Raw genomic sequence first — 16,674 nt, forward strand, 5'->3', positions numbered from 1 at the left:
CATGTGCGGCGCTATCGTTGGGCGCGATGGCATCGCTCGATATCGTCCGCGAATTCCTGAGCGAGATGTCGCCGGTCGAAGGCGTCGCTGCACTGCTGATCCTCGTAAACGTCGTGCTGGTCGCGCTGCGAAGTATCTGGAATTTTGCGTTCGGGATCGTCGGCGTCGCTATCTATGCCGTCGTGTTCTTCCATGCGAAGCTCTACAGTGACACATTGCTACAGCTCTTCTTTCTGGTCGTTCAGTTCTATGGCTTGTGGCAATGGCGGCGGTCAGAAATCAACGCGGGCGAGGTCGTGGTGGAACGACTGACCGCGAACGCGCGGCTGGGCTGGCTGGCGGGCATTCTGGTGACAGTCGGCGCTTGGGGCTGGCTGATGCACCGCTTCACTGACGCCGCTTTGCCGTGGTGGGATGCCTCGGTGGCGATGACCAGCGTTGCCGCCCAGATCCTGATGTCGGTGCGCAAGCTGGAAAATTGGTGGCTGTGGATCGCCGCCAACATCCTGTCGATCGGGCTGTACGCGGCGAAGGGACTGTGGATTACCACCGCGCTTTACGTCGTGCTGCTCGCTATTTCGCTGTTGGGGCTGGCGGGTTGGAACGCCGCGCGGCAAAGGGCGGCGGCATGAAGCTCCGCTCGATCTGCCTCCACGGTCCAGAAAGCACCGGTAAGTCCACGATGGCGCCCGAACTGGCGCGCCATTTCGGCTCGGCCTGTGTGGTCGAATATGGCCGCACCTATACGGAGGCGTTCGGCACCAACTGGACGATGGCCGATCTGGTCGCGATCGCCCAGGCGCACGACGCCCAGACGCGCCAGGCGATCGCCAGCGGGCGGACGCCGGTGATCCTCGACACCGACCCGTTGATGACCGAGGTCTGGGCGGAGATGCTGTTCGGGCGCCACGATAAATGGTTCGATTCGTGGAACGGCTTCGCCGATCTCTATCTGCTGTTCGATATCGACCTTCCCTGGGTGGACGACGGCACGCGAATGTTCGGTACCCCGGAAAAGCGCCGACGCTTCTACGAACTGTCGATGGAAGTGCTCGAACGCCGCGGCGTGCGCTGGACGATGGTGAGTGGAGAGGGGGATCAGCGCTATCTGACCGCGCTTCGCGCCATCCTCGGCACCGAGAAGTCACTCTCAGGCGCTTAGGGTCCTTGCCCTTTGGCGTTTGGCCGCATGCCTGCTATCGGCGCGGCAAATCCCTCTTCATTGCAAAGATCATCGTGTCCACGCCGCTCGACAAAATCCGCAATTTCTCGATCATCGCTCATATCGACCATGGCAAGTCGACGCTTGCCGATCGTCTGATCCAGGCGACCGGCGGCCTGTCGGAACGCGAGATGTCCGAGCAGGTGCTCGACAATATGGACATCGAGCGCGAGCGCGGGATTACCATCAAGGCACAGACCGTGCGCCTGTCCTACAAGGCGCAGGACGGCGAGACCTATACGCTCAACCTGATGGACACGCCGGGCCATGTCGACTTCGCCTACGAAGTCTCGCGCAGCCTGGCGGCGTGCGAGGGCGCGCTGCTGGTGGTCGACGCCGCTCAGGGCGTCGAGGCGCAGACGCTCGCCAATGTCTATCAATCGATCGAGCACGACCATGAGATCGTGCCGGTGATCAACAAGATCGACCTGCCCGCGGCCGAGCCGGAAAAGGTCAAGGCCGAAATCGAGGAAGTGATCGGGCTCGACGCCTCCAACGCGGTGCTGACCTCGGCCAAATCGGGGATCGGCATCGCCGAAGTGCTCGAGGCGGTGGTCCAGCGCATCCCGCATCCCAAGGGCGACGCATCCGCGCCGCTCAAGGCGATGCTGGTCGACAGCTGGTACGATTCGTATCTCGGCGTCGTCATTCTGGTCCGCGTGATCGACGGCGTGCTCAAGAAGGGCCAGCAAGTTACTTTCATGCAGGCCGGCACCCAGCATCTGGTCGACCGCGTGGGCTGTTTCCGGCCCAAGATCGAGCAATTGACCGAGCTCGGCACCGGCGAGATCGGCTTCATCACCGCGCAGATCAAAGACGTGGCGCAAGCGCGGGTCGGCGACACGCTGACCGACACCAAGCGTCCGGCGACCGCGCCGCTGCCGGGCTTCAAGGAAGTCCAGCCGGTGGTGTTTTGCGGGCTTTTTCCTGTCGATGCCAATGACTTCGAAAAGCTTCGTGAGAGCATTTCGAGGTTGCGCCTCAACGACGCCAGCTTCTCGTTCGAGATGGAAACCTCGGCCGCGCTTGGTTTCGGCTTCCGTTGCGGCTTCCTCGGCCTTCTCCATCTGGAGATCATCCAGGAGCGGCTGACCCGCGAATATGATCTCGACTTGATCACCACCGCACCGTCGGTCGTCTATCAGATCGAGCTGACCCACGGGCAGGGCCATATCGAGCTGCACAACCCGGCGGACATGCCCGATCCCAACAAGATCGCGCTGATCAGCGAGCCGTGGATCGAGGCGACGATCTATTGCCCCGACGAATATCTCGGCTCGATCCTCAAGCTCTGCCAGGACCGGCGCGGCATCCAGAAGAACCTGACCTATGTCGGCGGCCGCGCGCAGGTGACCTACGAATTGCCGCTCAACGAAGTGGTGTTCGACTTTTACGATCGCCTGAAGTCGATCAGCCGCGGCTATGCCAGCTTCGACTATCATCAGATCGGCTATCGCGAGGGCGACCTCGTCAAGATGTCGATCTTGGTCAATAACGAGCCGGTCGATGCGCTCAGCATGATCGTCCATCGCGGCACCGCCGAAAGCCGCGGGCGCGGCATGTGCGAGCGCCTCAAGGACCTGATCCCGCGCCATCTGTTCAAGATCCCGATCCAGGCGGCGATCGGCGGCAAGGTGATCGCGCGCGAGACGATTGCCGCTATGCGCAAGGACGTTACGGCCAAATGTTATGGCGGTGATATAAGTCGCAAGCGCAAGCTGCTGGACAAGCAGAAGGAAGGCAAGAAGCGCATGCGCGAATATGGCAGCGTGCAGATTCCGCAGGAAGCCTTCATCGCCGCGCTCAGGATGGGTGACGAGAGCTGAGGCTAACCGCGCGTCCGTCCCAGCCGTCACCCCGGCCTTGTGCCGGGGGCCAACGGGCGGCAGGCCGAAAGGCAAGAGGTTCAATGACTTCCATCGCGGCACCTTGGCCCCCGGCACAAGGCCGGGGGTGACCAGGAAAACACCATATGATCCCCCGCGAACTAATCGATGTCGCGCGCATCCCCGGCACCAATGACGAGCTGCGGCTGTTCCGCCGTGGCGCCGATTTCATGATCGTGCTCGATCGCAACGAGCTGATGAACAGCCGGATGAGCGGATCGGAGGAAGTGCTGGCGACCGCGACGTGCGAACGCCTCGGTGCCCGCAAGGCGCCGCATCTGCTGATCGGCGGCTATGGCATGGGCTTCACCTTGCGCGCCGCACTCCGCTCGCTGGGTGCCGATGCAAAGTTGACGGTGGCCGAACTGGTACCCGAGATCATCGACTGGGCACGCGGCCCGATGGCCGAGCTCGCTGCCGGCTGTCTCGACGATCCGCGCGTCAGCGTCGTCGGGGACGACGTGGCGACGCTGATCGATACCGGGCAAGGCCAATATGACGCCATCCTGCTCGACGTCGACAACGGCCCCGACGGCCTGACCCGCCCGAGCAACGGTCGGCTCTACTCGGAACGCGGCCTTGAGGCGGCGTGGCGCGCGCTGCGCCCGGGCGGTATCCTGGCGATCTGGTCGGCGGCGCCCGATCCGCGGTTCGCCCGCAAGTTCGGCTCATGTGGGTTCGTTGTGGACGAGGTCGTGACCCGCGCCCGCAGCAACGGCAAGGGCCCGCGGCATGTGCTCTGGTTCGGGACGCGCAGCGCCGCTTAGCTTTCCGCGTGCAAATCGCGGCGACAGGCTGCGACATTCCTGCACTTGCGGTCCACCCGAAACGGGCCTAGCGGCGCGCAACCCGACGCGACGCTGTTGCCCATTCCCTTATGCCCCGCCCAGAACCCTCCCTGCTAGTTTCGATCCACGACGTTTCCCCGAAGTTCGAGGGGAAGGTCGATCGGCTCGCCGAGCTCGTCTCGCGCGACATGCCGGCGCCGCGTTATGCGATGCTGGTCGTGCCCGATCACTGGGGCGATTCACCGATCCGCGGGGGCACGCCCTTCGCCTCGCGGCTGCGGGCCTGGTCGGACGCCGGGGTCGACATGTTCGTCCATGGCTGGTTCCACCTCGACCGCAGCGAGCATGACGGCGCGCTGGCCAAGTTCAAGGCGAAGCGGATGACCGCCGGTGAGGGGGAGTTTCTGGGCCTCGATCACGATACCGCGCGCAGTCGGATGGCTGATGGGCGCAAGCTGATCGAGGACATTATCGGCCGACCGGCGACCGGATTCGTCGCGCCCGCCTGGCTCTATGGCGAGGGCGCGATGCGGGCGCTGGGCGAGGAAGGCTTCGCGCTTGCTGAGGATCACATGAAAGTGTGGCGTCCCACGACCGGTGAGGTCGTCGCCAAGGGGCCGGTGATCACCTGGGCCAGCCGCAGCCGCTGGCGGATCGCTTCGTCGCTCGCCGTCGCGGCTGTGGCGCGCGCCGCTTTGCCGCGCCGTCCATGGATGCGCCTCGCCGTTCATCCTGGAGACACCAACGTACCGGCACTGACGGACAGTATCGCGCGCACGGTTGCCAGTTTGTCGCGCGGGGCGCGTTTTGCGCGGTACAGCGAACTTCTGCCGGCCATGGGGGCGTGAGCGGCCAGAGACCAACACGGGAAAGGGACGGGTAAGGTAGCGATCGAATGAACGACATGTCACGGGCCGTACGCGGAATGGAGGCCGCCACGGTTGCCGATTGGGCACGAAGCGCGGGGGATCGCGCTGCTGCCCCCTGGCTTCGTTGGACGGGGCCCATCCTCTCGATCGCGATCATCTTCGTCGTTGCACGCGTTCTGGGTCGAGCCGACCTGATCGCGCTCGATCAACTGCTGCCGGTATCAGCCGGCTTCTGGGTGGGCATGGCGCTGCTGCTCGCGATCCAGCCGATCGCCGATTATATCATCTTCCGCGGATTATGGCCGTTGCCGCTGATCGGTGGGCTCACCGCCTTGCTCCGCAAATCGGCGTCGAACGAATTGCTGTTCGGCTATTCGGGCGAGTTGCAATTCTACCTCTGGGCACGCCGCAACGCGTCGATCCCCGGCTCGCCCTTCGGGGCAGTGCGCGACGTCGCGGTGCTGTCGGCGCTGGCCGGCAATATCGTTACCCTGGCGCTGCTGCTGGCGGCGATCGCGGTGCCGGGGCCGCTAGAGTTCGGCGCGATGAACCCGCACATCCTGTGGTCGGGCGTGCTCCTGGTCACCTCGTCGATGGCGGTGATGCTGTTCCGTCATCGCCTGTTCGCGCTGTCGCGCGCCCAATTCTGGCGGATCGCGGCGATCCACACGGCGCGGTCGATCGCGGTGACGCTGATGTTCGGATTGCTGTGGGCAATGGTCATGCCGGGCGCGTCTGTGGGCTGGTGGTTGCTGCTGTCGGCGGCGCGTCAGTTCGTCACTCGCCTACCGTTTCTGCCCAACAAGGATCTGGTGTTTGCCGGCCTCGCCGCCGGCATGCTGCACGATGTGCCCGACGTCGCCGATACGGTCGCCCTGGTCGCGGGCGTGCTCTTTGCCGGCCAGGTCGTGATCGGCGCCGCGCTCGCTATCGCCGACCTGGCGCGCGAAGCCCTGCACGTCGAGGCACGCTGATGCGCATTGTCGATGTCTGCGCTTTCTACACACCCGCCGGCGGGGGCGTGAAAACCTATGTCGAGCGCAAGCTGCAGGCGGGTCCCCGCGCGGGGCATGAAATCGTCATTCTCGCGCCCGGCGACGAGGACCGGATCGAGGAAGTAGCACCCGGTGCGATCATCGCGACGATCGCTGCGGCGCCGTTTCCGCTCGATCGCAATTATCATTATTTCGACGATCAGGACCGGCTGCACGCTGCGCTCGACCAATGGCGGCCCGATCTGGTCGAGGTCGCCTCGCCCTGGACCAGCGCGTCGATGGTCGGGCAGTGGCGCGGCGATGCCCCGCGCGCGCTGATCATGCATTGCGATTTCCTGTCGGCCTATCCTTATCGCTGGCTGCAGGGGATGTTCTCGATCTCGACGATCGACCGCCGGCTCGAATGGTATTGGCGGCATTTGCGCAAGCTCGATCGCCAGTTCGACTTCGTGGTGAGCGCCAGCGACGATTTGACGCAGCGTTTGCGCGCCGGCGGCGTGACCAAGGCCCAGACCATTCCGATGGGCGTGCAGCCGGGGGTTTTCTCTCCCGATCTGCGCGACGAGGATTTGCGCCGCGAGATGCTCGAACAATGCGGCCTGCCGCCCGAGGCGACGTTGCTGGTCGGGCTTGGCCGCATGGCGCCCGAGAAGCGCTGGCCGATGATCTGCGAGGCGGTGCTGGCGGCGGGATCGCACCACGCCATCGGGCTGGTCCTGTTCGGTGCTGGACGCGATCGCGCGCGGGTGATTCGCGCGACGCGCGGGTCGCCGCATATCATCGTCGCCCCGGCGATCACCGATCGCGACCGGCTGGCGCGGATGCTGGCCAGCGCCGACGCGCTGATCCATGGCTGTGAGGCGGAGACGTTCTGCATGGTCGCCGCCGAGGGCGCGGCGAGCGGGCTGCCGCTGATCCTGCCCGATCGCGGCGGTGCCGCCGACCATCACCGCCCGGGATGCGGCATCCGCTATGCCGCATGTGACGCGCGCGATCTCGGCGAGCGGCTGACGGCTTATCTTGGCGACGATCTTCATGGGGAACGTCGGCGTGCCGCGGCGCTGGCGCCGCAGGTGCGGTTGATGGACGCGCATTTCAGCGATCTGTTCGCGGTTTACGAGCGATCGGTCGCGCGTGCGGCGGCGTGATGCGCGGCCGATCGCGCCGATCGAACGCACCCACTTGAAGGCGGACGCAGGCAGTGCCACGACGCGCATCCGATGACCGCAGCAGGCGCCCCAATCTTCTATGATCCCTCGGGCCGGCGGCGGCGACGCTTCGCGCTCGGCGTCGCGGCGTTCATCGTGCTGCTGCTACTGTCCGCGGTGGTGTTCGGCGCCTCGATCGGGATCGTGCCGTCGCAACCGTTGCTGCCGATCAACACCGAGCGGCCGCTGCACCGGCTGGCGCCGCCGCACGACACCCTGCTCAAACGCACTGGCCGCACGATCGACTGGTATGGGCGTAAGCTGACCGGCGAGACGCGGTCGAAGGAAGCCAAGACCGTCGGCAACGTTCCGCTGGCGATCGCCTTCCACGTGCCGTGGGACGGGCAGAGCGCCGAATCGCTGCGCCGTCACATCAACGATCTCGACTGGGTGATTCCTGGCTGGGTTTCGGTCACCGGACCGAAGCACACTATCACCGTGTTCAGCGATACCGCGGGGCGTGCCGTGATCAATGGCGCTGCGCACCGCCCGCTGATCCTGCCGATGATCCAGAACGCGATCCAGGGGCAGTTCGACGGACCCGGTATGGCGGCGATGCTCCACGACCCGACGCTGCGCAAGGCGTTCCTCGACAAGCTCGAGCCCTGGCTGCTCGCCAACCACGCGGCGGGCGCGATGTTCGATTTCGAGCAGCTGCCGCCATCGGCGCAACGCGACTATCTCGCGTTTCTCGCCGAGGCAAACACCCGATTCGACCGACACGGTTGGCTGATAACGATCGCGGTGCCAGTCGGTGACCGGTCGTGGAACCTGCCGGCATACGCCAAGATCGTCGATCGCATCTTTCTGATGTCGTATGACGAGCATGAGAATTCGGGCGATCCCGGGCCGGTCGCATCGCAGGCTTGGTTCGCGCGCGCCGTGGCCGATGCGGCGCACGGCGTCTCGGCATCGAAGCTGGTCGTGACGATCGGCAGTTACGGTTACAACTGGTATCCCGGTGGCGGCGATCCCGTCACGGTCGAAGAAGCATGGCAGATAGCGCGCGATTCGGACGCCATGCCGAGCTTCGATTCGGCGAGTGGCAATTCGGGCTTCTCGTACGAGGAGGATGGCAAGAAACACGTCGTCTGGTTCCTCGACGCGGCGTCCGCCTACAACCAGATTGGCTTTTTGCGGCGTGCCGGCCTGGGCGGAATCGCGTTGTGGCGGCTGGGATCTGAAGACCCCGGCATCTGGTCGATCTTCGGTCGATCGCATCCCACGCTGCCACCGGCCAACGTGATCGAGGCGATCCCGAACGGTACCGATGTCGACATCGAGGGTCGTGGCGAGATCCTGAAGGTCGGGGCGACGCCTGCCGCCGGACAACGCAAGGTGACGACCGGGCGCGACGGCGGCATCACCGCGGTCGATTTCCTGACGTTGCCCAGCCAGTATATGATCCAGCGGACCGGCTATAGTCCCAACAAGATCGCGCTGACTTTCGACGATGGTCCCGATCCGCAATGGACACCGAAGATCCTCGACATCCTGAAGCGTTACAACGCGCCGGCGACCTTCTTCATGGTCGGGGAAAACGGACTGACCGAACGCGGGCTGCTCGAACGCATCGTGCGCGAGGGACATGAGGTCGGCAGCCACACCTATACGCATCCCAATCTCGCCGGCGCCTCGGCGACTGACACCGATATCGAACTCAACGCCAATCAGCGGTTGTTCCAGGCTTTCACCGGGCGCTCGCTGCGTCTGTTCCGCGCGCCTTATTTCGGCGATGCCGAGCCTACGACCGCGGACGAACTCGTGCCCGTTTATCGCGCGCAGCAGCGTGGCTATATTTCGGTGGGACTCCATGTCGATGCCGAGGATTGGCAGCGGCCGGGCGTCCAGGCGATCATCGACAATGTCGTTGATGGCGTCGCCAAGCGCGGCACCGGCTGCGCGTCGGGCGACGATTTACAGTGTAGCCACAATATCGTCCTGCTCCACGATGCCGGCGGCGACCGTCAGCAAACGGTCGAGGCGCTGCCGACGATCATCGAGAAGCTGCGCGCCATGGGCTTCACCTTGGTGCCGGTGTCGGAACTCGCCGGCCTGTCGCGCGACCAGGCCATGCCGCCGATTTCATCAAGTGACCGAGCCGCGGCCCAGGCGGATTTGTTCCTGTTCGGTACGATCGGCGCGGTGGTCACCGCGTTGGGCTGGATATTCCTCTTCGCGATCTCGATCGGCATCCTGCGCGCGGTGATCCTGTCGGCGCTCGCGCTGATCCAGGCGCGGCGCGAGGGACGGACGGTGTTCCCGGCGATCGATCCCGATCGCTTCGTGACGGTGATGATTCCCGCTTATAACGAAGAAGCGGTGATCGAGCGGTCGATCCGGACGGTGCTCGCCTCGACCGATGTCAGGATCGAAGTGATCGTGATCGACGACGGATCGAAGGACCGCACCAGCGAGATCGTGCGCGACGCTTTCGCCGACGATCCCCGGGTGCGCCTGTTGACGCTCGAAAATGGCGGCAAGGCGCGCGCGCTCAACCGGGGCCTCGACCTCGCGACCGGCGAGATCGTGATCGCGCTCGACGCCGATACCCAGTTCGAGCCGACCACCATCGCGCGACTGGCGCGCTGGTTCGGCGATCCGAAGCTCGGCGCGGTGGCGGGCAATGCCAAGGTTGGCAACCGCGTCAATCTGGTCACCAGATGGCAGGCGCTCGAATATATCACCGCGCAGAATCTCGAGCGTCGCGCGCTTGCCAGCCTCAACGCGATGACCGTGGTGCCGGGCGCGGTCGGCGCGTGGCGGCTCGAGGCGATCCGCTCGGTCGGCGGCTATCCCGACGATACATTGGCCGAGGATCAGGATCTGACCATCGCCATCCAGCGTGCCGGATGGAAAGTCCATTACGACCAATTCGCCGTCGCCTGGACCGAAAGCCCGGAGAATTTCAAAGGCCTCGCCAAACAGCGCTTCCGCTGGGCCTATGGCACGCTGCAATGTCTGTGGAAGCACGGCACGATCATCGGCCGTGGCAAGCCGCGTGGCCTCGCCTGGATCGGTCTGCCCCAGGCGATCGTGTTCCAGATCGTGCTCGCCGCGATCAGCCCGATCATCGACCTCGCGCTGATCGTCAGCTTCGCGCTGACCTGGCTCGCGGTCGAACAGCACGGCTGGGACCAGACCCAGCACAGTATCGAGAAGATGCTGGCCTATTGGCTGATCTTCACCGCGATCGACCTGCTTTCGGCGATCGTCGCCTTCGCACTCGAACGCCGCGAGAAATGGTCGCTGCTGTGGCTGCTGATCCCCCAGCGGATCGGGTACCGCCAGGTGATGTATTATGTCGTGCTGAAAGCGATCACCCAGGCGCTACGCGGCCCGCTGGTCGGCTGGGGCAAGCTGCAACGCACCGGGCGGGTGCAGACGGGGTAGGGGCATGATGCGGCGGCCTGGAATGGTATTGGCGGCGCTGGCATTATTGGCGCCGCCAACGGCGGTGGCGAAGGGTCAGTCCGTCCGTGCGCGTGTAATCGCGATCGTGCAGGCGAAATTGCCAACGGCCAAAATTATGCCGACCGATCCGCAGGGGTTCGATCTCCAGCTTCCCGGCCGCGACGCGCAGCAGATCAGCGTCGCTCGAGTCGCCGATTTTTGCTCTGTCAACGACGCGGCGTCGTGCGACGGCCAGGTTAGGACTTTCGCCGACAGTGTTGTATCGCTTGCCACGACCGACTTTACCGTGACCCAGGCCCGGCTGCGCGTGGTGGTGCGCGGCAAGCCCGACACGGATGGCTATCTTGCGACAATCGCTGATCCGACGAAGCGTCCGCTGGTCCGCCCGCTATTCGAAGGGGTGTCGGCGGTGCTGGCCGCCGATTTCCCGAAAGGAACGCGGATGGTGACGAGCGAGGATCTCCGCGAGTTGAAGCTCGGTGCGGACCAGGCGTTCGATCTAGGCACGACACAAGTGCTCGCCGATCTTCCTTCCGTGCCCAAGCTCGCCGAAATTGACGGCAAGATCATTCTGATCAACGGTTACGATTATGGTGCGAGCGTGATGCTGCAGCCCGATCGCTGGCGCGCGCTCAATGAGGCCAGCGGTGGGCGGCTCTACGTCGCCATCCCGGGTGACGATGAGGTCGTCGTCGGGACAACGAAGACGGCCGACGATCTTCCCAAGCTGCGCGAATTGATCAACCAGGAATATGGCCGATCGCCGCGCGGCATCTCGTCGCTCGTTTATCGATGGTCGCCAGCCGGCTGGATCCCGGCGAAGTAGCGTTCATTCCCGTATCAGTCGCGGTCCGCTCGACTCCCGACCCAGCCGGTCCGCGGGGTTGCGCAACGGACAATCCTCCATCGACAGACAGCCGCAGCCGATGCAGCTGCCGAGCTGATCGCGCAATGCGGTGAGCTGCGCGATGCGATGGTCGAGATCGTCGCGCCATGCCGCCGACATGCGCCGCCAATCCTCGCCCGAGACCGGGCGATCGGCTGGGAGCATGTCGAGCGCCGCCTTGATCTCGCCGAGTGGGATGCCGGTGCGTTGCGCTACCTTGATCACCGCTACCCGGCGCAGCACGCCGCGGCGGAACCGGCGCTGGTTGCCGCCCGACCGTTCCGCGCTGATCAGGCCCTTCGCCTCGTAGAAATGGAGCGTCGACACCGCGACGCCGCTGCGCCGCGCGACCTCTCCGACCGACAGCATTGCGGGGGTGTCCTGCATGCGAAAAGTCCCTTGACCTTAACCAAACTTGAGGTTGCATAGGCCTGTCTCGCGGCGCCGGCAATCGTCCGGCGCCGGGTTCACGACCATCAGGAGACATCATCCATGGCTACCGCTCCCTTTTATCGCGTCGACAAGTTCATCGTGCCGGATGCGGCGCGCCAGGCGTTCATCGATGCGGTCGACGAAACCGATGCCGTGATGCGCACGCAGCCCGGCTTCGTCCGCCACGATCTGCTCGAACAGGTCGGTGGGCCGGGCGAGTATAATTTCGTCACTGTCGCCGAATGGGAAAGCGATGAAGTAATCCCGATCGTCGCCGCCGCGATCGCGCGCCACCAGGCGAAGCGGCAGTTCGATCGTAACGCCTTTTTCGCCGCGCACGGCATCCGCGCCGACATCGCGACTTATCGCGCGCTTTGAGGCGCTCGCCGCGCGGTGTATGCGCGGCGGCATGGTCCAGTCGTTCACGCGCCGCCCGGTGTTGGGCCTTGTTCTGGCCGGATTGGCCGCGCTGTCGATCGGCGCGGCGCCATCCGCTCAGGCGCCGATCGTCCTGGCTGCGGCGAGCCTGCAGGAATCGCTGACTGCCGCGGCGGACACCTGGGCAAAAGCGGGGCACCCACGGCCGGTGATCTCGTTCGCCGCGTCGTCCACCTTGGCGCGTCAGGCCGAAGCGGGCGCGCCGGGCGATGTGTTTGTCTCGGCCGATGAGGAGTGGATGGACGCACTCGCGGCCAAAGGCTTGCTCGCCGCGGGGACGCGCGTCGATCTGGTCGGTAATCGGTTGGTCGTGGTCGAGCCTGTTGGCCGGCATTCGTCGATTCCGGCCGGCGGGGTCCGGCTGGCGCGGATATTAAGCGCGGGGCCGCTGGCGATGGCCGACCCCGACAGCGTGCCGGCCGGCAAATATGGCAAGACCGCGCTCGAGAAGCTCGGCGCCTGGACCGCGGTCGCCCCGAAGGTGGTGCGCGCGGAGAATGTCCGTGCGGCCTTGGCGCTGGTCGAGCGCGGCGCGGCGCCGTTCGGGATCGTCTATCTGACCGACGCCAAGGCGTCGTCTAAGGTACGCGTGGCGGGCGTGTTTCCGCCGACCAGCCATCCGCCGATCCTGTACCCGGTCGCCCGGCTGGCGCGATCGACCAATCCGGAGGCCGAGGGGTTCCGCCGCTTCCTGCTCTCGTCGCGCGGCCGCGCGATCTTCGCGCGATTCGGTTTTAGAGCGCCGACGCGGTGATCGATCCTCTTCGTCATGCCGGGCTTGTTCCGGCATCCACTGCGCAACAACTCCTCAGCTCGGCTGGGGAGGAGTGGACCCCGGCACAGGGCCGGGGTGACGATGAAATCGGGGGCATAGCTTGACCCCCGAGGAATGGGGAATCGTCGCGCTGTCGCTACGCGTCGGGTTCGTCGCTACCCTCGCGACATTGCCGGTCGCCTTCGCCATCGCCTGGCTGCTCGCGCGCGGACGTTTCCCCGGCAAGATCCTGATCGAGGCGATTGTGTATCTGCCGCTGGTCGTGCCACCGGTGGTCACCGGCTGGGTCCTGCTGCTGGCTTTCGCGCCGGGCGGGCCGCTCGGTTTCTTCAGCGACGGCGTGCTGTTTCGCTGGACCGGTGCAGCGATCGCCGCCGGAATCATGGCGCTGCCCCTGATGGTGCGCGCGATCCGGCTGTCGATCGAAGCGGTTGACCGCCGGCTCGAAGGTGCGGCGCGGACCTTGGGGGCGGGGCCGTGGCGCGTCTTCTGGACGATCACCTTGCCGTTGAGCCTGCCGGGCCTGCTGGCCGGCACCGTGCTCGGCTTCGCGCGGTCGCTCGGCGAATTCGGCGCGACGATCACTTTCGTTTCCAACGTGCCGGGCCAGACCCAGACTTTGCCGCTGGCGATCTACGCCGCGCTACAGCGCCCCGACGGCGATGCGATCGCGCTCAGATTATCCGCGCTGTCGGTCGCGGTGGCGCTGGCGGCACTGGTCGCCTCCGAACTGCTCGCGCGGCGGATGCGCGCGGCGATGGTCCATGGCGTTTGATCTCCACGTCTCGAAGCGGCTCGGCGACGCCGAGATCGCGCTGCGGCTGGAGGCAGGCGAAGGCCTGACCGTGCTGTTCGGCCCGTCGGGCGCGGGCAAGACCAGCGTGCTCCATATGGTGGCGGGGCTGCTGCGGCCCGACCGCGGCCATATCCGGGTCGGTGGCGCCGAACTGTTCGGCGAGGGCATCGACGTACCGCCCGAGCGCCGGCACGCGGGCTATGTTTTCCAGGAATCGCGGTTGTTTCCGCACCTGAAAGTTGCGGCGAACCTGCGCTACGGCGCGGGGCGGAGTGCGGCGATCGACGACGTCGTCCAATTGCTCGATATCGGGCATTTGCTCGACCGCTGGCCGCGGACGCTGTCAGGTGGAGAGGCGAAACGTGTCGCGATCGGCCGCGCCTTGCTCAGCGATCCCGCCTTTCTGCTGCTCGACGAACCAACCGCGTCGCTCGATCGCGGCCGCGCGCAAGAAGTCGAGCGCGCGATCCTCGACATTCGCGACAGGCTGCGGCTGCCGATCCTGATGGTGACGCATGATCGTGGCCAGGCAGAGCGGCTGGCGACGACAATGGTCGAGATCGATCCGATGCGGACGTGAATTCGCGGGTTTGTCATCGTGCGATGCGATAAAAGCTATCTCACTTGGGCAGGGGCAACGCGATGGACAGCGCCAGCAAGGACGGATTTCACCTGAAATTGTGGCGTGGCGAGCGCATGTGTCTGATCGGCATGGACGTCGACGCGCCGGAACCAGATTTCGTCGGCTTCGCGATCGAGGTCCTCCATCCGGGTGGGACCGAGTTCGCGCCGCTACGCAATCGTCTGGCCTTTTCCTATCCGGCCGGAAGCAAGGTCAATGGCGACGTCCAGTTCCCCTCGACCGAGGCGCCTTTTCAGAAATTCCGCTGGGTGCATTTCCCTTACGATCCGATCGACGGCCTCTATTCCTATCGCGTGACCAAGATGCACATGCCGGCAGAGGGGCCGCTGGTCGCCGGAACGCAACTCGTCGCCACCATCAACCTCAATCCCGTCACGCATCCGGGTTTCCTCGACATCGGTTTCACTCGCGCATTCGCGTCTTCGCAAGCCTATCGCGACAAGTTCGGGAATCGCGACGACATTCTGCCGGCAACCAACGCCGTGGGTCTCGAATTCTCGCCGCCATTCGACCCGGCGATTGCGAGCGACGACAATCCCTATACCTGGCTCGGCTTCGAGGCCGCGGCGATCGTACAATCACTGGTCGATGAGGCAGTCGCGGACACGACGCTGGCCGTGGATTTCTTCGCCTATGACCTCAACCTCGGCTGGCTGGTCGATCGCCTCGAGAAGCTGGGACCCCGGCTGCGCGCGGTGATCGATGACAGCCCCAAGGATCACAACCAGCCTGACGGCGCCGAAGGGAAGGCATCTGCGCGGCTGTTGGCGAGCACCGGCGGCCAGATCGTCCGGATGCATTTCAAGGGACTGCAGCACAACAAGGTGATCATCCTGCGGCGCAACGGGGTGGCTCAACGCGTGCTGCTTGGGTCGACCAACTTCAGCTACCGTGGCTTCTACATCCAGGCGAACAATGCGTTGCTGTTCAGCGATCCTGCTATCGCCGGACTGTTCGGCGATTATTTCGACGCGGCGTTCCACCAGCCCGAGACATTCTCGGCATCGGAGATGGCCCGCAAATGGTACGCCTTCACGACGCCGGGTAAGCCGATCGTACAGATCGCGCTGTCGCCGCATTCCGATAAAGAGATAGGGCTGTCCCCGGTCGGCGCGGCGATCGATCAGGCGACCTCGTCGGTCTTCTTCTCGATCGCCTTTCTCAACCAGACCAAGAGCGGGTCGGTGCGGACAGCGATCGATCGTCTCGCGACGCGACCGATATTCAGCTACGGCGTGGTCGACAAGGCCGGCGCCGAGCCCAAGGCCGGTGCCGAGGCCAAGCCGAGCAGGCTCGATGTCTACAAGCCCGACGGCACGATCGGCGTGGTCGACTTCGGCTATCTCGCCAAGAACGCGCCGCCGCCGTTCGGGGCCGAGTGGCAGGGCGGTAAAGGCATCAACCTGCACAACAAGTTCGTCGTCACCGATTTCGGCCTGCCGACCGCCAAGGTCTTCACCGGGTCGTCCAACCTGTCACCGAGCGGCGAGGGCGGTAACGGCGATCACCTGGTGATGATCCAGGACCCGATTGTCGCCACCGCTTATGCGATCGAGGCGGTGCGCTTGTTCGACCATTTGCATTTCCGCTCGAAAATGAAGGACGCGAAGGTCAAACCAAAGGGCGCCAAAGCCGGCGACGCATCGCCCTTGACGCTCGCCAAGCCGACCGCGCTGAGCGGCAAGCCGGCCTGGTTCGAACGCTATTACCGGGCCGATAGCCAATATCTCCGCGACCGATTGTTGTTCGGCCACTGACGGCCGGCGCCMAGCGAGCGCCGGCCGTCTCTGCAGCGGTCAGCCGCCCAGGAAGTCCATCTTGCCGATCGGCACGCCCTTCATGCGCAACAGCGCATAGGCGGTCGTGACGTGGAAATAGAAGTTCGGGTGGACGAAGCCGAGCAGGAAATCGCGCCCGGCGAACTTGAACTCGCCATTGGGGAATTTGAGCAGGACCTCGGCCTCTTCCTTGCCGTCGATCGCTTCGGCGGGCACCGACTTCACGAAGTCGATCGTCTTGGCGATGCGTGCCTTGACGTCGTCGAAGCTTGCCTCATTGTCCTCCATCACGACATTCTCGACCCCGCCGAGGCGCACCATGCAGCCCTTGGCCGAATCGCTGGCGCGCTGGATCTGCGAGATGAAATTGCCCATGTCCCCGATCAGCCGGGCGTCGAGCAGTTCCTGCTCGTCGATTCCCTTGTCGGCGGCGAAGGCGCGGGCCTTGTCGATGATCTTGTCGAGATTGGTCAGCGCGCGCACGAAGACAGGCGCGGTAAGGGCGTAAAGTTCGGTAGCCACTGGATTCTCCCCTAGAGAAACG

General features: G+C 65.0%; 16 protein-coding genes. 14 read left to right on the top strand and 2 right to left on the bottom strand.

Annotated features, from left to right (window positions below; all coding sequences use genetic code 11):
- Positions 1–26 precede the first annotated feature (26 nt).
- The 9 genes from pnuC to AC1DSD_RS18815 all read left to right on the top strand — a co-directional run bounded on the left by pnuC (position 27) and on the right by AC1DSD_RS18815 (position 11,208).
- A complete protein-coding gene (gene pnuC / locus AC1DSD_RS18775; RefSeq protein WP_478032234.1) occupies positions 27–632 on the top strand; it encodes a nicotinamide riboside transporter PnuC in 606 nt (201 codons plus the stop codon).
- Positions 629–1,162, top strand: a complete 534-nt coding sequence (locus AC1DSD_RS18780; protein ID WP_478032235.1) for an AAA family ATPase — start codon at positions 629–631, stop codon at positions 1,160–1,162. Before pnuC ends, AC1DSD_RS18780 begins: the two co-directional genes overlap by 4 nt.
- Before the next feature lie 74 nt (positions 1,163–1,236).
- Positions 1,237–3,048: a translation elongation factor 4 gene (gene lepA, locus AC1DSD_RS18785; RefSeq protein WP_066807655.1), complete on the top strand. Its 1,812-nt coding sequence runs from the start codon at positions 1,237–1,239 to the stop codon at positions 3,046–3,048.
- 146 nt (positions 3,049–3,194) lie between these two features.
- Positions 3,195–3,875: a spermidine synthase gene (locus AC1DSD_RS18790; protein WP_478032237.1), complete on the top strand. Its 681-nt coding sequence runs from the start codon at positions 3,195–3,197 to the stop codon at positions 3,873–3,875.
- A gap of 110 nt (positions 3,876–3,985) precedes the next feature.
- Positions 3,986–4,744 carry a DUF2334 domain-containing protein gene (locus AC1DSD_RS18795; protein ID WP_478032238.1) on the top strand — a complete coding sequence of 253 codons (759 nt, stop codon included), beginning with the start codon at positions 3,986–3,988 and terminating at the stop codon, positions 4,742–4,744.
- 47 nt (positions 4,745–4,791) lie between these two features.
- On the top strand, positions 4,792–5,739 hold the full coding sequence (locus AC1DSD_RS18800) for a hypothetical protein (RefSeq protein WP_478032239.1): 948 nt from the start codon (positions 4,792–4,794) through the stop codon (positions 5,737–5,739).
- Positions 5,739–6,908: a glycosyltransferase gene (locus AC1DSD_RS18805; protein ID WP_478032241.1), complete on the top strand. Its 1,170-nt coding sequence runs from the start codon at positions 5,739–5,741 to the stop codon at positions 6,906–6,908. The genes AC1DSD_RS18800 and AC1DSD_RS18805 overlap by 1 nt, the downstream gene beginning before the upstream one ends.
- A 72-nt stretch (positions 6,909–6,980) precedes the next feature.
- On the top strand, positions 6,981–10,361 hold the full coding sequence (locus AC1DSD_RS18810) for a trifunctional glycoside hydrolase family 18/polysaccharide deacetylase/glycosyltransferase family 2 protein (RefSeq protein WP_478032243.1): 3,381 nt from the start codon (positions 6,981–6,983) through the stop codon (positions 10,359–10,361).
- 4 nt (positions 10,362–10,365) lie between these two features.
- Positions 10,366–11,208, top strand: coding sequence for a DUF1444 domain-containing protein (locus AC1DSD_RS18815; protein ID WP_478032245.1), 843 nt, complete (start codon positions 10,366–10,368; stop codon positions 11,206–11,208).
- A gap of 3 nt (positions 11,209–11,211) precedes the next feature.
- Here the strand turns inward: AC1DSD_RS18815 and soxR are convergent, their stop codons facing one another.
- Positions 11,212–11,655, bottom strand: a complete 444-nt coding sequence (soxR, locus tag AC1DSD_RS18820) for a redox-sensitive transcriptional activator SoxR (RefSeq protein WP_478032246.1) — start codon at positions 11,653–11,655, stop codon at positions 11,212–11,214.
- A gap of 105 nt (positions 11,656–11,760) precedes the next feature.
- Between soxR and AC1DSD_RS18825 the strand changes: the two genes are divergently transcribed.
- The 5 genes from AC1DSD_RS18825 to AC1DSD_RS18845 all read left to right on the top strand — a co-directional run bounded on the left by AC1DSD_RS18825 (position 11,761) and on the right by AC1DSD_RS18845 (position 16,109).
- On the top strand, positions 11,761–12,078 hold the full coding sequence (locus AC1DSD_RS18825; RefSeq protein ID WP_478032247.1) for an antibiotic biosynthesis monooxygenase family protein: 318 nt from the start codon (positions 11,761–11,763) through the stop codon (positions 12,076–12,078).
- A 31-nt stretch (positions 12,079–12,109) separates the two neighbouring features.
- Positions 12,110–12,892 (top strand): molybdate ABC transporter substrate-binding protein, encoded by a 783-nt coding sequence (modA, locus tag AC1DSD_RS18830; RefSeq protein ID WP_478032248.1) that lies wholly within the window; start codon positions 12,110–12,112, stop codon positions 12,890–12,892.
- Between the two features lie 121 nt (positions 12,893–13,013).
- Positions 13,014–13,688 (top strand): molybdate ABC transporter permease subunit, encoded by a 675-nt coding sequence (gene modB / locus AC1DSD_RS18835; RefSeq protein WP_478032250.1) that lies wholly within the window; start codon positions 13,014–13,016, stop codon positions 13,686–13,688.
- Positions 13,678–14,289 (top strand): ATP-binding cassette domain-containing protein, encoded by a 612-nt coding sequence (locus AC1DSD_RS18840; RefSeq protein ID WP_478032252.1) that lies wholly within the window; start codon positions 13,678–13,680, stop codon positions 14,287–14,289. Before modB ends, AC1DSD_RS18840 begins: the two co-directional genes overlap by 11 nt.
- Before the next feature lie 62 nt (positions 14,290–14,351).
- Positions 14,352–16,109, top strand: coding sequence for a phospholipase D-like domain-containing protein (locus AC1DSD_RS18845; protein WP_478032253.1), 1,758 nt, complete (start codon positions 14,352–14,354; stop codon positions 16,107–16,109).
- A 39-nt stretch (positions 16,110–16,148) separates the two neighbouring features.
- On the opposite strand, the gene AC1DSD_RS18850 is transcribed toward AC1DSD_RS18845, so the two are convergent.
- Positions 16,149–16,652: a DUF1993 domain-containing protein gene (locus AC1DSD_RS18850; RefSeq protein WP_478032254.1), complete on the bottom strand. Its 504-nt coding sequence runs from the start codon at positions 16,650–16,652 to the stop codon at positions 16,149–16,151.
- Positions 16,653–16,674: the final 22 nt, after the last annotated feature.

It is taken from the genome of Sphingomonas sp. P4_D12 (assembly GCF_056401895.1).

Bases quoted from the DNA above. Each gene is read 5' to 3' on its own strand.
- pnuC (WP_478032234.1), top strand. From the start codon at position 27: ATGGCATCGCTCGATATCGTCCGCGAATTCCTGAGCGAGATGTCGCCG.
- AC1DSD_RS18780 (WP_478032235.1), top strand. From the start codon at position 629: ATGAAGCTCCGCTCGATCTGCCTCCACGGTCCAGAAAGCACCGGTAAG.
- AC1DSD_RS18805 (WP_478032241.1), top strand. From the start codon at position 5,739: ATGCGCATTGTCGATGTCTGCGCTTTCTACACACCCGCCGGCGGGGGC.
- AC1DSD_RS18825 (WP_478032247.1), top strand. From the start codon at position 11,761: ATGGCTACCGCTCCCTTTTATCGCGTCGACAAGTTCATCGTGCCGGAT.
- AC1DSD_RS18800 (WP_478032239.1), top strand. From the start codon at position 4,792: ATGAACGACATGTCACGGGCCGTACGCGGAATGGAGGCCGCCACGGTT.
- AC1DSD_RS18795 (WP_478032238.1), top strand. From the start codon at position 3,986: ATGCCCCGCCCAGAACCCTCCCTGCTAGTTTCGATCCACGACGTTTCC.
- AC1DSD_RS18790 (WP_478032237.1), top strand. From the start codon at position 3,195: ATGATCCCCCGCGAACTAATCGATGTCGCGCGCATCCCCGGCACCAAT.
- modA (WP_478032248.1), top strand. From the start codon at position 12,110: ATGGTCCAGTCGTTCACGCGCCGCCCGGTGTTGGGCCTTGTTCTGGCC.
- soxR (WP_478032246.1), bottom strand. From the start codon at position 11,655: ATGCAGGACACCCCCGCAATGCTGTCGGTCGGAGAGGTCGCGCGGCGC.
- AC1DSD_RS18815 (WP_478032245.1), top strand. From the start codon at position 10,366: ATGATGCGGCGGCCTGGAATGGTATTGGCGGCGCTGGCATTATTGGCG.
- AC1DSD_RS18810 (WP_478032243.1), top strand. From the start codon at position 6,981: ATGACCGCAGCAGGCGCCCCAATCTTCTATGATCCCTCGGGCCGGCGG.
- AC1DSD_RS18845 (WP_478032253.1), top strand. From the start codon at position 14,352: ATGGACAGCGCCAGCAAGGACGGATTTCACCTGAAATTGTGGCGTGGC.
- AC1DSD_RS18840 (WP_478032252.1), top strand. From the start codon at position 13,678: ATGGCGTTTGATCTCCACGTCTCGAAGCGGCTCGGCGACGCCGAGATC.